Genomic DNA, 13,564 nt, shown 5'->3' on the forward strand with positions numbered 1-13,564 from the left:
TCTATAATTGCGACTGTTTATAGTCGTTAAATGTCAGGAAATTCGAGGTTAAAGAGTGGGTTCATCAAGCACAGTGGGAAAATATTGGCAAGCGGGGCCTTGCGGAGTTTTTTATATTAACGATGTGAAAGCGACGATGGTTGCGTTTCCCTGCCTTCTTAGCAAGTCAATAGCTGAGAAGGCCGGGGAGAGGTTTTAGTCTTCGAAATACCAGTATCCACTGTTAACCAGTGCCGCCAGCATTGCCAGGAACGACGGGTCTTCCAGCGCATCACCAAACATTTCTGCTTTCAGTGTGATGTTGCTCGCCAGGGCTTCAAGCGCCGGGCGATGCGGGCTGTCAATTTTCTCACCGTTAACGTAAATCTCGTCGGCAATACGCAGCACGCGCAGCCCACCCAGTCGAGTAATGGCATCACCCTGTTTCAGCGCATCGTAAATCTCGTCAGGCTGATAGGGTGGCTCTGGTGGTGCAACGTCCAGTTCATGGCGCGACTGGGAAACAAACTCACCAAACCAGGTTTTAAAATGCTCTGGCTGGTTGATAAGTTCCAGCATCATTTCGCGTAACTTATCCATTTCCTGCGGCAGAACATCAGCCGGGTGCTGGCGCGCAGGCACGTCAGGGTCGGTATAACGCTGGCTGCCCAGTTCACGTTGCAGCACGTAATCGGCAAAACCACTAATCAGCTCGCGTCCACTTGGCGCGCGGAAGCCGACCGAGTAGTTCATCGAGTTTTCCAGCGAGTAACCTTCGTGCGGGAAACCTGGCGGGATATAGATAATATCGCCCGGCTCCAGCTCTTCATCGATGATGGCGTCGAACGGTTCAACTTGCAGTAAGTCGGGATGAGGGCAGTGTTGTTTCAGGGCAACTTTTTCCCCAACACGCCAGCGGCGGCGGCCAACGCCCTGAATGATAAACACGTCATACTGGTCGAAATGCGGGCCAACGCCGCCGCCTGGAACCGAGAAAGAGATCATCAGATCGTCAATTCGCCAGTCCGGCAGGGCGCGGAATGGGCGCATCAGGCGGGCACTTTGTTCATGCCAGTGGTTAACTGCCTGAACCAGTAAAGACCAGTTGTTTTCGCCCAGATGATCGTAGCTCTGGAACGGGCCGTGGCTGACTTGCCATCTGCCGTCGTTATGGCTGACCAGGCGGCTATCCACCTCGTTTTCCATAGCAAGGCCTGCCAGTTCATCCGGGGAGATTGGGTCGATGAAGTTTTTGAAGCCACGTTTTAGAACAACCGGGCGTTTCTGCCAGTAGTTCGCGATGAAATCGGGCCAGTTTAGGTCGAGTTGATAGTCCATATTATTATCCGGCAGGTGAAGGAGCCTGCCGAGGATTATAACGGATGGCGCCCGCCGTTACGGGAGTATTTTTAATCTTCTTCTCGGTCTGGACGCTGGCGCGCAAAAATCACTTCCATACGTGCGCCACCCAGTTCGCAGTTTGAGGTCAGAATCTCTCCGTCATATTGTTCGACGATTTCACGTGCGACGGATAAACCCACTCCCTGGCCCGGTCGTAAGGTGTCTGCACGTTGCCCACGGTCAAACACCATATTGCGTTTGCTTTCAGGAATACCTGGCCCGTCATCATCAACGATTAAGTGCAGCGTGTCATCGAGCTGGCGGCCAGAGATTTCAACAAATTCAAGGCAATATTTGCAGGCGTTATCCAGCACATTGCCCATCACCTCCATAAAGTCATTTTTCTCACCCACAAAGGTAATTTCCGGTGAAATATCCAGCGAGATATTCACCCCTTTGCGTTGGTAAACTTTATTGAGCGCGGAACACAGGCTGTCGAGTAATGGTGCAACCGGATGAAGCTCCCGGCTGATTAGTGCACTGTCTCCGCGCATGCTGGCGCGATGCAGGTAATAGCCAATTTGCTGTGAGATACGGCTGATTTGCTCAAGCATTACCGGTTCCGCCTCTTCGATACTCAGCTTCTTAGTGCGCATTGATCGCAAGGTACTTTGTAACACCGCCAGCGGTGTCTTCAGACTGTGTGTTAAGTCGGTAAGAGTGGTGCGGTATTTATCGTAACGGTCACGTTCAGTGCGCAGCAGGCGGTTGAGATTGCGTACAAGGCTTGTCAGCTCGCGTGTGGTTTCGGGGTTAAGGCTATCCCGGTCATGTTTTTCCAGCTCGCGCACTTCTTTTGCCAACTCTTCGATAGGGCGTAAGCTCCAGCGGGCGGCTACCCAAAGCAAGGGTATAACCAACAACAGGTTGGCGAGGAAAACACAGGTAAACAAACTCCAGACTGTATACGAGCGTTTTAACTCGATAGGAATAGTGTCGACAACCACAATAGTTAAGGCGGGCATTTTGCCCATCGCCGGGTATTTGTTGATCGCTACGGAGTGGCTGACTTCATCGCTATAGTCGCCATCATAAAAATCTTTTAGCTGGTTCTGGAGGTTTTGGTCGTTGCCTAACAATTCATGGCTGGTATCAAAATTGGCCTCCAGGTCGTGAAAACCATCGGTGACGAGCCACTCTTTTTTAATTTGCTGCACCACATGTGGCAAATCACGCTGAGCCCACATCAGCTTGCCTTTATCATCGTAGATAAGGGCCATGGTCGGAGTTTTCAGATTCAGGTTTTCAGGAAGCACGACATTTATCTTGCCGTTCTCGTAGGTTGCAAGGGTATAAAACAGGTTGCTCTCACCGCGCAGCAAACGGAAAGTGGTTTTATCAAAACTGATGTTATAACCCACCAGTGCCACAACGCCGTAGGCCAGTGACAGCACCAAAACCACGGCGGCGGTTGCGAGTAAAAAGCGAACTCGTAACGATAACGGTAAAAAATGTCGGATGAATTTCATGGTTAACGCAGATCGAAGCGATAGCCCTGACCACGCACCGTGGTGATGGCTTCGTGGGGGTATTCAGCCAGGATCTTCTTGCGCAGACGTCCCATTAATACATCAATGGTGTGGCTTTCGCGCAGTTCGGCATCGGGGTAAAGCTGGAGCATGAGTGAATCTTTGCTAACCACTTTGCCGTTGTTACGAATCAGCGTTTCCATGATGGTGTATTCAAAGGCGGTTAACTTGATTAGGTTGTCGTTGATCAGGAGTTCGCGGCGCGACAAATCGACGTGGAAAGGAGGCAGGGAAATAACCTGCGACGCCAGCCCGCTGTTGCGGCGCATTAACACCTGCATGCGGGCGACGACTTCCTCGAGATGAAACGGCTTGGTCACGTAATCATCCGCACCCGCACCCAGCACTTCAACCTTGTCCTGCCAGCCTTCACGCGCGGTAAGAACCAGGATGGGGATAGTCACATCATGGCTGCGCCAGCGGCGAATCAGGCTCAGGCCATCTTCATCGGGCAGGCCTAAATCGACAATGGCAATATCGGGGGTATGTTCACTCAGAAAATAGTCGGCTTCTTTAGCATCTTCAGCAGCATCGACCTGATGACCCGCTTCCCGCAGCTGCACCTGAAGATGGTGGCGTAACAGTGCATTGTCTTCCACAACCAGAACACGCATCGCATTTCCCCAATAAATAAATAGCTTTGATAGTTTAACGCTAATTATGGTGCAGGAGGGGTAAACCTTGAATAAACAATCATGAGGGTGAGGCGGGGATGAAAAAACGCCACCGCGTAGGGTGGCGTTGGCTGATTATTTTAGCTCGTCAACCATGGTGATGGCGCGGCCAATATAGTTAGCCGGAGTCATCGCTTTCAGGCGAGTTTTTTCCTCTTCTGGCAGCTCAAGGCTATCGATAAACTGCTTCATGCCTTCAGCATCCACGCGTTTGCCGCGAGTCAGCTCTTTGAGTTTCTCGTACGGCTTCTCAATGCCGTAACGGCGCATAACGGTCTGAATTGGTTCAGCCAGCACTTCCCAGTTGAGATCCAGTTCCGCCAGCAGACGGTCACGGTTCACTTCCAGCTTGCTCACACCTTTCAGGGTGGACTGGTATGCAATCAGCGCATAGCCAATACCGACGCCCAGGTTACGCAGCACGGTGGAGTCAGTCAGGTCGCGCTGCCAACGGGAAACAGGCAGTTTGCTCGCCAGGTGTTGCAACATAGCGTTAGACAGGCCCAGGTTACCTTCCGAGTTTTCGAAGTCAATTGGGTTAACTTTGTGCGGCATAGTGGAAGAGCCGATTTCACCTGCGATGGTTTTCTGCTTGAAGTGGTTTAGCGCGATGTAACCCCAGACGTCACGATCGAAGTCGATCAGAATGGTGTTAAAGCGGGCGATGCAATCAAACAGCTCAGCGATGTAATCGTGTGGTTCGATCTGTGTGGTGTACGGGTTCCACTGGATGCCCAGAGAAGTCACGAACTCCTCACTGAACTGGTGCCAGTCAACTTCCGGGTATGCCACCATGTGGGCGTTATAGTTACCTACCGCACCATTGATTTTGCCCAGAATGTCCACTTTCTCTAACTGGCGGAACTGGCGCTCCATACGATACGCCACGTTTGCCATCTCTTTACCCATTGTTGATGGGGTTGCAGGCTGGCCGTGGGTACGGGAGAGCAGAGGAATATCACGATACTGAACCGACAGGTCTTTCACCGCGTCGATAACTTTACGCCAGTACGGCAGAACCACGTCCTGACGGGCGGTTTGCAGCATCAACGCGTGGGACAGGTTGTTGATATCTTCTGAAGTACAGGCGAAGTGAATAAATTCAGATACCGCATGCAGGGCAGGGATGGCCGCCACTTTTTCCTTCAGAAAATATTCAACCGCTTTTACGTCGTGATTGGTGGTGCGTTCAATGGTTTTGATGCGCGCGGCATCTTCTTCACTGAACTCAGCCACAATTTTATCAAGGTAACCGTTTGCGTCTGCGTCAAAAGCAGGAACTTCCTTGATCGCTGCGTGCGTGGCCAGTTTTTGCAGCCAACGTACTTCGACTTGTACGCGGAATTTCAGCAAACCAAATTCGCTGAAAATAGCGCGCAGAGCGCTGACTTTGTCGCCGTAACGTCCATCAACGGGGGAAACGGCGGTCAGTGAGGATAATTCCATAAGTTACAACTCCAGAGAGGTTAACATTGAGCAAGAATTTGTTTGGCCTGAGCACACAGGCGACTACGAGAAAACATTAACTGCAAGCGGCCACCGCCAACTTGATGCCATAACACGGCGGCGCGAATACCAGCCAGCAGTGAGGCGCGTACTTTACTTTGCACCTGCGGGCTTTGCAGCACTGCAGGGGAGCCGGTGACCTGAATACGTGGGCCTAATGGGCTAATCACATCAACATAAATCCCGGCCATGGCGCTCAGAAGCGTGTCGGACTCAAGATCAAAATGTTCAAGCTGACGTTGCAACCCGGCAATGCTTGAGCCGAGTTTGTCCATGGCACCTTTGCTGCCGTGAAGCTTACGTTCCAGCACCATCAGGCTTAATGTGTAGCGCGTCAGTTCGGCGTTCAGCCCCTGGCGATTACTGGCGTTCAACACGCCCAGCAAAGTTTCCAGACCGAGTTTAAGGTTAGCTTCGTTGCCACCAAAAACATCCAGCGTGGAGCCCGGGTTTTGATCGATAACGCTGTTCAACGAGACATGCAGCGCATCGTTATCGCAATGCCCCTGGTGTGCCAATTGCTGAACCAGACGGGCAGACTGGCAGATCCCTGCCAGTGCGATGGTGATGTCATAGTAATTCTTGGCCACGGAGCTTCTTCCTTGCTGACAATTTTTAAACAGTGAGCGGCAGACGCTGCTCAATAACACCACCGCCGAGGCAGATTTCGCCCAGGTAAAACACGGCAGACTGGCCGGGCGTTACGGCAGCAACAGGTTCATCAAAACGCACTTCAATACGATCGGCATCCAGAGGTGTAATCACGCATGGAAGGTCAGCCTGGCGATAGCGAGTTTTAACGGTGCACTTGAGCGGTTCGGTCAGTGTTTCACGGTCAACCCAATGTAATTGTTGTGCAATCAAGCCAACGGACATCAAACGCGGATGCTCACTACCCTGAGCAACTACCAGAATATTGTTTTCGACGTCTTTATCGACCACATACCATGGATCTTCGCTGCCTTCTTTAGTGCCGCCGATACCCAGACCTTTGCGTTGCCCGAGCGTGTGGTACATCAAACCCTGATGCTCACCAATGTGTTCGCCATCAACGGTAAGAATTTTACCTGGTTGTGCAGGCAGGTAACGGCCAAGAAATTCGCGGAATTTGCGCTCGCCGATAAAACAGATACCGGTGGAGTCTTTTTTCTTCGCGGTGATCAAATCTAACTCTTCAGCAATGCGGCGCACTTCTGGCTTTTCCAGTTCACCTACCGGGAACAGGCTCTGTGCGATTTGCTCGTGCCCCAGGGTATAAAGGAAGTAGCTTTGATCTTTATTATTGTCTAAACCGCGCAGCAGGCGGCTTTTACCGTCCACATCCTCGCGGCGCACGTAGTGACCGGTGGCGATATAATCGGCACCTAAATCTTCGGCGGCAAATTCGAGGAAGGCTTTAAATTTGATCTCTTTGTTGCACAGAATATCCGGGTTAGGTGTACGCCCGGCTTTGTACTCTTCCAGGAAGTGTTCAAACACGTTATCCCAGTATTCTGCGGCAAAGTTTACGGTGTGCAGTTCAATGCCGAGCTTGTCGCAAACGGCTTGCGCATCAGCTAAATCAGCAGCAGCAGTGCAGTACTCCTCGCCATCATCCTCTTCCCAGTTCTTCATGAACAGGCCTTCCACCTTGTAACCTTGTTGTTGCAACAGGTAAGCGGAAACGGAGGAATCGACACCGCCGGACATCCCGACGATCACTTTTTTTGGGCTTTCAGACATTGGAGTAACTCACGACATTGAACTTATAAGGCGGCGTATTCTATCACGCATCCCCAAAGCTATCACCCCTAACTAAACGGCCAGTTAAATGCGCCCAGTATGCTGAGCGGATAACGTTCAGCACGTTGGTAGCAGCGGATACTTTCGGCAACCAGCGGCGAGCGCAGATTATCAGCGTTAACAATTTGTTGCGCATCAAGCCATAAACAACGATCGATATCGCTATCGTGTGGCGTTGTCGGGAGTTGTTCGTCAAGATCGATGGAAAACAGGAATCGCAGAAAAGGGGTTTTATCCGGGGCTATCCATTGGTGCATACGGATAAACGTTTGTGGTTGCGCATAAATACCGGTTTCTTCATATAATTCGCGCTTAGCGGCTTCTATTAACGTTTCATCAGCTTCAAGGTGCCCGGCAGGCTGATTCCACGTGGCTTTGCCATTGATTGTTTCTTCAACGATTAAAAATTTCTCTTGTGCCTGAACCACGCAGGCGACGGTAACGTGCGGTTTAAACATCGTTATTTATCCTGTCTTAAATTCGTTAGTACGATCATTAGAAAGTGATCTGGATCACATATTTTCCTGTGACCTATACTTTGTTGGATTTCAAAAATCCCACGAGGGCACCATCATGCAGCTTACCACGCGTATTATGCCGCAACAGAAACGTATCGCTTTAGTAGCTCACGATCCTTGTAAACCCGACTTACTGAACTGGGCGGTTGATAACCAGACGGCTCTTAGCCACCATATCATCTACGCAACGGGTACCACCGGAAACCTATTGCAGGCACACACTCGGTTATCTGTTCTGGCGCTAATGAGTGGTTCGATAGGGGGCGACCAACAGCTCGGATATCTGATTGCATCAGGCCAGATTGACGTACTGATTTTCTTCTGGGACCCGCTTAGCGCGGTGCCACATCACTCTGATGTCAAAGCACTGATGCGGCTGGCAACGGCCTGGAACATCCCGATTGCCAGTAACGCGTGCAGCGCAAATTTCCTGATTAACTCATCGTTATTTGAGCAGGCGCTGGAAATCACGGTGCCCGATGGCGATGCGTTCCTGAGCAGCCGCGTTTCTCATGTGACTCAAAACGGTGTACATACGCAGCATCTTTTATAGCGTGTCCATTGGGATTTCGCGCCATTCTCCCGGCGCTAAATCTGCCAGTTCCAGTGTCCCCATTGCATAACGAACCAGGCGCAGCGTCGGGTAACCGACATGCGCCGTCATTCGCCTAACCTGACGATTACGCCCTTCATATAAAGTGATTTTCAACCAACTGGTTGGAATGGCCTTGCGTTCACGAATCGGTGGATTACGTGCCCAGATCCACGTTGGCTCATCAACTAATTCAGCTCCTGCTGGCAGGGTTGGACCATCGTTGAGCGTCACGCCATTTCGCAAAGATTCCAGCGCTTCTTCCGTCGGCACACCTTCAACCTGCACGAAATAAATTTTACCGGTGCGTTTGCCAGGTTCAGTCAGCTTTGCCTGTAATACGCCGTCATTGGTTAACACCAGTAAGCCTTCGCTATCGCGATCCAGACGGCCAGCTGCGTAAATTCCTTGTAACGGTATGTAATCTTTTAACGTGCGGCGCCCGGATTCGTCGGTGAATTGCGGTAGCACATCATAGGGTTTATTGAAGATAACCAGCCGCTTCGGTCCGCTATGCTGTGGTTTTTTGGCAGGTCGTTGTGTGCTGAATCGTTTAACTTGCTGGTTTCTAAAAGAAGTTTTATTCATAGTGTTTTCAGACGTTGGGTATTAACGCATTATAACGGAAATCACCAGTGATTGGCGCGGGCCTGATATTCAAGTAGTATTGACACGCACATTACAAATCATTAACAAAAAGAAGCGCTCGAAGGAGAAGGTTAATGGAAAGCAAAGTAGTTGTTCCGGCGGAAGGTAAAAAGATCACCCTGCAAGATGGCAAACTGAATGTTCCTCACAACCCAATCATTCCTTTCATTGAAGGTGATGGTATCGGTGTGGACGTGACGCCAGCTATGATTAAAGTGGTTGATGCCGCCGTGCAGAAGGCCTACAAAGGCGAGCGGAAAATTTCCTGGATGGAAATCTATACCGGCGAAAAATCTACCCAACTTTATGGCCAGGATGTCTGGCTGCCAGAAGAAACTCTGGACCTGATTCGTGATTACCGTGTGGCGATTAAAGGGCCACTGACCACGCCAGTTGGCGGCGGCATTCGTTCTCTGAACGTTGCTCTGCGCCAGCAACTTGACCTGTACGTGTGCCTGCGTCCGGTGCGTTACTACCAGGGCACTCCAAGCCCGGTTAAACACCCAGAGCTGACCAACATGGTTATCTTCCGTGAAAACTCAGAAGATATTTATGCGGGCATCGAGTGGAAAGCTGACAGCGCTGAAGCTGAGAAAGTTATCAAATTCCTGCGTGATGAAATGGGCGTGACGAAAATTCGTTTCCCGGAACATTGCGGTATCGGCATCAAGCCTTGCTCAGAAGAAGGCACCAAACGCCTGGTTCGTGCAGCCATCGAATACGCAATCACCAACGACCGTGATTCCGTGACTCTGGTTCACAAAGGCAACATCATGAAATTCACCGAAGGTGCTTTCAAAGACTGGGGCTACCAACTGGCGCGTGAAGAGTTCGGCGGCGAGCTGATCGACGGTGGTCCATGGGTGAAACTGAAAAACCCTAATACCGGCAAAGAGATCGTCGTTAAAGACGTTATTGCTGATGCGTTCCTGCAACAGATCCTGCTGCGTCCTGCTGAATATGACGTTATCGCGTGTATGAACCTGAACGGTGACTACATCTCCGACGCCCTGGCAGCGCAGGTTGGCGGTATCGGTATCGCACCAGGCGCGAACATCGGTGACGAATGTGCACTGTTCGAAGCCACCCACGGCACCGCACCAAAATATGCAGGCCAGGATAAAGTGAACCCAGGTTCTATCATCCTTTCCGCAGAAATGATGTTGCGCCATATGGAATGGTTCGAAGCGGCTGATCTGATCGTTAAAGGTATGGAAGGCGCGATTAACGCCAAAACCGTAACTTACGATTTCGAACGCCTGATGGAAGGCGCTAAATTGCTGAAATGTTCAGAGTTTGGCGACGCGATGATCGAACATATGTAATTAGCGAAGTTTGCTAATGTTGAAACGGGAGCCTTTGGGTTCCCGTTTTTTATTGGGACGCTATACCTCTGCTAAACTTTGGTTTCATTACTCTTTGTTATGGCTGAGGATTATTAAAAATGGCGATAACCACTAAAGACTCCGCTCGTACAATAAAGAATCCTGACCATTTGCGTTTCCATCGCCTTCATCAGCACTTAGCGCCGACCTTCGGGGAAAGTTGGTTTGCATTAAAAGCTGAAGCGTTTGCCCGGTTTTTCGGCACGCCATTCTTTCTCGGCGCACAAACCCTGATAGTTTTAGTCTGGATCTTGCTCAATATCACAGGGGTGAGCCATTTCGATCTTTATCCCTTCATCTTATTGAACCTGGCATTCAGTCTTCAGGCCGCCTATGCGGCACCTCTTATTTTATTGGCACAAACGCGGCAGGCTGAACGAGATAAGGCACATGCGGAAGCTGACGCTCTGCACAGGGAGGATTTAGCTCAGGCCAATGAGAAACGTTTAAAAGTTGCAGCTGAACAGGCCGAGCAGATGATCAAATTAATCGAAATGAATACAGAGCTGACAAAGGTGACAAAACAGCTTACCGAACGTATAGAAATAATAACTGAGCAGCTCCATAAACATTTGGTTGAATAGGAATGCAGCAAATCATTAGCCAAATTTTAAGCAAATAAGTTGTTATTTCGTCGTGAATGGTTGATTTAAAATCAATAAGTTGAATTTTTGAGCGAACGATTCGCAGAGGTTTGCATAGCGGCTCGGCTTTGTATAATATGTTTTCCACGCCGACTTAGCTCAGTAGGTAGAGCAACTGACTTGTAATCAGTAGGTCACCAGTTCGATTCCGGTAGTCGGCACCATACATTAAAAAAACCACCTTTCAGGTGGTTTTTTTTCGTCTGTATTTTAGTGAAAAAAGGAAGGCTAGCTGTGGATAGCACTTCCTTATTATTGGTTAGATCCAACCCTGCTGGCTTGCAAGCCAAACCAGAATTGCTACCACAATTAGTACTACGGTTGTTTTTCTCATTATTGCTTAACCTGTTGGGAAATAGCTCAGATTTTGGGTAGTGCCGATGATAGCAGGAGTTTAGAACGGGAATAACCACGTTTTTATCGACTGTGCCGGCCTACATTTACTCTTCACAAACCAACCAAAAATCTGCTTCGTCAAACATCTCTTCGACCAGACGGTTAATCTTTTCTTTTTCATTCTTTGTACAGTCACTGTTTACTGCATTAGTTTGCATCGGTTTTACCCTGACATCGGCATCGGGGAAAATGGCCTGAACGCGTCGGGTCAGTTCATCAAGAATTTTTTCATTTGCACCGGGAAGGCCCGCTACATTTCGTTTGTCGTAAACCAATTCAACGAACATTAAAATGCTCCTTCTAAAACTGTATTTATATACAGTAATAAATATCGGTATTCAAGGCAAGTCTGTTCCCGAAAAACACAACGTCAGCAGAAGGGTGATGTGAGGGTTATTCTGTTTTAAGCCCGGTAAGCGGAGTCTCGTGTCCACGTGCTTTCATCTGTTCCATGATTAATTGATAAGCAATGTAATACTTGAAGATATTGCTCACGTATTGCACGGTTTCATTGCCAATGCGCTGCTGTGCAATGCGTTCGACATTGTTAAACCAGATGTTGGGATCAAGACCTTTGGCCTCGGCTTCTTTGCGTAAACGGGCAATTTTAGCTGGCCCTGCATTATAGGAAGCAAAGGTGAAAAGGAGTTTGTTCATTTCGGTCATAGGCTGGTCCGCAAAATAGCGGTCGCACATAAAGCGGATATATTTCACACCCGCGTTAATGTTTGGGTCGATTAACCGTATATCACCGACTTTTAACTCTTTCCCGGTCGTAGGGAGCACTTGCATTACGCCAATCGCGCCGCTTTTACTGCGCACCTTCTGGTCAAGGCGAGACTCCTGGTAGCCTTGCGCTGCCATCAATAGCCAGTCGACATTATATTGCTGACCATATTTGCGGAAAATTTCGGTTACCTGGTAAAACTTATCTAATTCTTCTTGCGAGCGAGAATCTTTCACCCATTTTGTATTGCGCAAGTATTTATAAACTTGCTGATTTCCGAATGAAGTACCAATTTTATGTGTCGTGGTGAATTTATCTAATTGCATACGCAGAAGCGGGGAGTTTTTGCGCATAGCCAATGCGATAGAACCATCATTACGAAGCGTAATGTCTTCATATACCACCAGATTAGGATAAATTTGCTTCCATAATAGCGCCAGGTATCTGTCGACGACGGTGTAATCCGCAAGATTGGCATTCACCATCTCCAGGATATCTTCTGGCTCAAAATTGCCAGGGGCTTTAATGACGACTGCCGGAGGGAGTTTCTTCTCAACTAAGCTTTTATTCAGTGCGTCAATACTGGAAATGTAGCTGGTTGAGGGATTCACATACAGGGACTTACCCGACAGAGATTCAACATTCTTTAATTGAGGCGCTTTACTACTTGCAATAACAACTTCACGAACGTTTTTTGCTAATGGGGCACTGAAGTCGACGAGTTTTTCGCGATCCTCGGTAATCGTCAAATTAGCTGCAATTATATCGCCATGCCCGGTGATGAGTTGGGGGATAAGTTGATCACGAGCGGTCGGAATGAAGAGAAGATGTGTTTTCTGGGAGGGTTTTAGGCCCTTGTTAATTTGTTTATCAAACACTTGCATCAGTTCAACCATGACACCACGTTGCGTCCCGCCGTTATCTATAAAGTAGAAAGTTTTACTGTATGGAATCAAAACGCGCACGACGCGCCTTTTTTGCATCACATCAAAGTCACCCAGAACAGTATTAACTTTGGTTTCGAATTTCAAAGGGGGGTCTTCGGTGGCTGCGTGCGTCATCGGCAAAACCGCTGTGATCAATAGCACTACAAGCAGCAAGCGGATCATTGCTACACCATCTAAATCTTCCAACCGGACACTGTTTAACTATAGCTCGCGCATGATGATTTGATTAAAAAACGCACAATACATTAATGGGCGAAAGCCATAGAGGGCGGTTTGCCGTCTGGATGAGAAAATTATTATTTGAAAATAATTCTTGCTTCCAATGCGCGACTATGAGTAAATGCGTCATCGGTTTGGAAGACAGACCTTATGAAAGCAGTTTTAGTAAAGCAGTCCTCAGTTCAAGCGCTATCAAGTCATCAGATACCCCTTCTTCGTGAGTCTCCTCCTAAGTGCCTAAATAAGAAACGTTCTGCAATACAGACCACGTTCGCCATATTAAATGGCTATAAAATATCGAGGAAGTATCTATGTCTAAAATGACTGGTTTAGTAAAATGGTTTAACCCAGAAAAAGGTTTCGGTTTCATCACTCCTGACAATGGTAGCAAAGATGTGTTCGTTCACTTCTCTGCCATTCAGAGCAATGATTTCAAAACTCTGGACGAAGGCCAGAAAGTTGAGTTCTCTGTTGAGAACGGCGCTAAAGGTCCTTCAGCAACTAACGTTGTTGCTCTGTAAGACTGCTAACGCATACTAAGACTGACGCATGCGAAGACGGTGAATAACCCGAGCCGATAAGTCGAAGTGAATAAACCCGCCATGTGCGCAATGCCG

The 13,564-nt window shown here is 48.9% G+C and carries 14 protein-coding genes and 1 tRNA gene; 5 read left to right on the plus strand and 10 right to left on the minus strand.

Annotated features, from left to right (window positions below; all coding sequences use genetic code 11):
• Positions 1-195: 195 nt before the first annotated feature.
• The 7 genes from M979_RS04160 to M979_RS04190 all read right to left on the minus strand — a co-directional run bounded on the left by M979_RS04160 (position 196) and on the right by M979_RS04190 (position 7,329).
• Positions 196-1,317, minus strand: a complete 1,122-nt coding sequence (locus M979_RS04160; protein ID WP_034456094.1) for a ribosomal protein uL16 3-hydroxylase — start codon at positions 1,315-1,317, stop codon at positions 196-198.
• Between the two features lie 71 nt (positions 1,318-1,388).
• Positions 1,389-2,849: a two-component system sensor histidine kinase PhoQ gene (gene phoQ / locus M979_RS04165; protein ID WP_064553864.1), complete on the minus strand. Its 1,461-nt coding sequence runs from the start codon at positions 2,847-2,849 to the stop codon at positions 1,389-1,391.
• A 2-nt stretch (positions 2,850-2,851) separates the two neighbouring features.
• Entirely contained in the window at positions 2,852-3,523 is a 672-nt protein-coding gene (gene phoP / locus M979_RS04170; protein ID WP_064553865.1) for a two-component system response regulator PhoP, read from the minus strand.
• 135 nt (positions 3,524-3,658) lie between these two features.
• Complete coding sequence (gene purB / locus M979_RS04175; RefSeq protein WP_064553866.1) at positions 3,659-5,029, minus strand: adenylosuccinate lyase; 1,371 nt, start codon at positions 5,027-5,029, stop codon at positions 3,659-3,661.
• 20 nt (positions 5,030-5,049) lie between these two features.
• Entirely contained in the window at positions 5,050-5,679 is a 630-nt protein-coding gene (gene hflD, locus M979_RS04180) for a high frequency lysogenization protein HflD (RefSeq protein ID WP_034456089.1), read from the minus strand.
• 25 nt (positions 5,680-5,704) lie between these two features.
• On the minus strand, positions 5,705-6,811 hold the full coding sequence (mnmA, locus tag M979_RS04185) for a tRNA 2-thiouridine(34) synthase MnmA (RefSeq protein ID WP_034456087.1): 1,107 nt from the start codon (positions 6,809-6,811) through the stop codon (positions 5,705-5,707).
• Positions 6,812-6,879: 68 nt separating this feature from the next.
• A complete protein-coding gene (locus tag M979_RS04190) occupies positions 6,880-7,329 on the minus strand; it encodes an NUDIX hydrolase (RefSeq protein ID WP_064553867.1) in 450 nt (149 codons plus the stop codon).
• 115 nt (positions 7,330-7,444) lie between these two features.
• Between M979_RS04190 and M979_RS04195 the strand changes: the two genes are divergently transcribed.
• Positions 7,445-7,942 carry a methylglyoxal synthase gene (locus M979_RS04195; RefSeq protein ID WP_051880550.1) on the plus strand — a complete coding sequence of 166 codons (498 nt, stop codon included), beginning with the start codon at positions 7,445-7,447 and terminating at the stop codon, positions 7,940-7,942.
• Here the strand turns inward: M979_RS04195 and rluE are convergent.
• Complete coding sequence (rluE, locus tag M979_RS04200) at positions 7,937-8,569, minus strand: 23S rRNA pseudouridine(2457) synthase RluE (RefSeq protein WP_064553868.1); 633 nt, start codon at positions 8,567-8,569, stop codon at positions 7,937-7,939. The genes M979_RS04195 and rluE overlap by 6 nt on opposite strands.
• A gap of 134 nt (positions 8,570-8,703) precedes the next feature.
• Between rluE and icd the strand changes: the two genes are divergently transcribed.
• The 3 genes from icd to M979_RS04215 all read left to right on the plus strand — a co-directional run bounded on the left by icd (position 8,704) and on the right by M979_RS04215 (position 10,822).
• A complete protein-coding gene (gene icd, locus M979_RS04205) occupies positions 8,704-9,954 on the plus strand; it encodes an NADP-dependent isocitrate dehydrogenase (RefSeq protein ID WP_034456083.1) in 1,251 nt (416 codons plus the stop codon).
• Positions 9,955-10,073: 119 nt separating this feature from the next.
• Positions 10,074-10,598 (plus strand): DUF1003 domain-containing protein, encoded by a 525-nt coding sequence (locus M979_RS04210; RefSeq protein ID WP_064553869.1) that lies wholly within the window; start codon positions 10,074-10,076, stop codon positions 10,596-10,598.
• A 148-nt stretch (positions 10,599-10,746) separates the two neighbouring features.
• Positions 10,747-10,822, plus strand: a tRNA-Thr gene (locus M979_RS04215).
• Positions 10,823-11,098: 276 nt separating this feature from the next.
• Here the strand turns inward: M979_RS04215 and M979_RS04220 are convergent.
• A complete protein-coding gene (locus tag M979_RS04220) occupies positions 11,099-11,341 on the minus strand; it encodes a DinI-like family protein (protein ID WP_034456080.1) in 243 nt (80 codons plus the stop codon).
• Positions 11,342-11,447: 106 nt separating this feature from the next.
• Positions 11,448-12,890 (minus strand): MltF family protein, encoded by a 1,443-nt coding sequence (locus tag M979_RS04225; protein ID WP_064553870.1) that lies wholly within the window; start codon positions 12,888-12,890, stop codon positions 11,448-11,450.
• Between the two features lie 368 nt (positions 12,891-13,258).
• Between M979_RS04225 and cspE the strand changes: the two genes are divergently transcribed.
• Positions 13,259-13,468: a transcription antiterminator/RNA stability regulator CspE gene (cspE, locus tag M979_RS04230; protein ID WP_034456078.1), complete on the plus strand. Its 210-nt coding sequence runs from the start codon at positions 13,259-13,261 to the stop codon at positions 13,466-13,468.
• Positions 13,469-13,564: the final 96 nt, after the last annotated feature.

It is taken from the genome of Buttiauxella noackiae ATCC 51607, from assembly GCF_001654865.1.
Classification (GTDB): Bacteria; Pseudomonadota; Gammaproteobacteria; order Enterobacterales; family Enterobacteriaceae; genus Buttiauxella; species Buttiauxella noackiae.

What these genes read in the sequence shown, in the direction of transcription:
- M979_RS04160 (WP_034456094.1), bottom strand. Translation starts at nt 1,317, where the DNA reads ATGGACTATCAACTCGACCTAAACTGGCCCGATTTCATCGCGAACTAC.
- phoQ (WP_064553864.1), bottom strand. Translation starts at nt 2,849, where the DNA reads ATGAAATTCATCCGACATTTTTTACCGTTATCGTTACGAGTTCGCTTT.
- phoP (WP_064553865.1), bottom strand. Translation starts at nt 3,523, where the DNA reads ATGCGTGTTCTGGTTGTGGAAGACAATGCACTGTTACGCCACCATCTT.
- purB (WP_064553866.1), bottom strand. Translation starts at nt 5,029, where the DNA reads ATGGAATTATCCTCACTGACCGCCGTTTCCCCCGTTGATGGACGTTAC.
- mnmA (WP_034456087.1), bottom strand. Translation starts at nt 6,811, where the DNA reads ATGTCTGAAAGCCCAAAAAAAGTGATCGTCGGGATGTCCGGCGGTGTC.
- M979_RS04190 (WP_064553867.1), bottom strand. Translation starts at nt 7,329, where the DNA reads ATGTTTAAACCGCACGTTACCGTCGCCTGCGTGGTTCAGGCACAAGAG.
- M979_RS04195 (WP_051880550.1), top strand. Translation starts at nt 7,445, where the DNA reads ATGCAGCTTACCACGCGTATTATGCCGCAACAGAAACGTATCGCTTTA.
- rluE (WP_064553868.1), bottom strand. Translation starts at nt 8,569, where the DNA reads ATGAATAAAACTTCTTTTAGAAACCAGCAAGTTAAACGATTCAGCACA.
- icd (WP_034456083.1), top strand. Translation starts at nt 8,704, where the DNA reads ATGGAAAGCAAAGTAGTTGTTCCGGCGGAAGGTAAAAAGATCACCCTG.
- M979_RS04210 (WP_064553869.1), top strand. Translation starts at nt 10,074, where the DNA reads ATGGCGATAACCACTAAAGACTCCGCTCGTACAATAAAGAATCCTGAC.
- M979_RS04220 (WP_034456080.1), bottom strand. Translation starts at nt 11,341, where the DNA reads ATGTTCGTTGAATTGGTTTACGACAAACGAAATGTAGCGGGCCTTCCC.
- M979_RS04225 (WP_064553870.1), bottom strand. Translation starts at nt 12,890, where the DNA reads ATGATCCGCTTGCTGCTTGTAGTGCTATTGATCACAGCGGTTTTGCCG.
- cspE (WP_034456078.1), top strand. Translation starts at nt 13,259, where the DNA reads ATGTCTAAAATGACTGGTTTAGTAAAATGGTTTAACCCAGAAAAAGGT.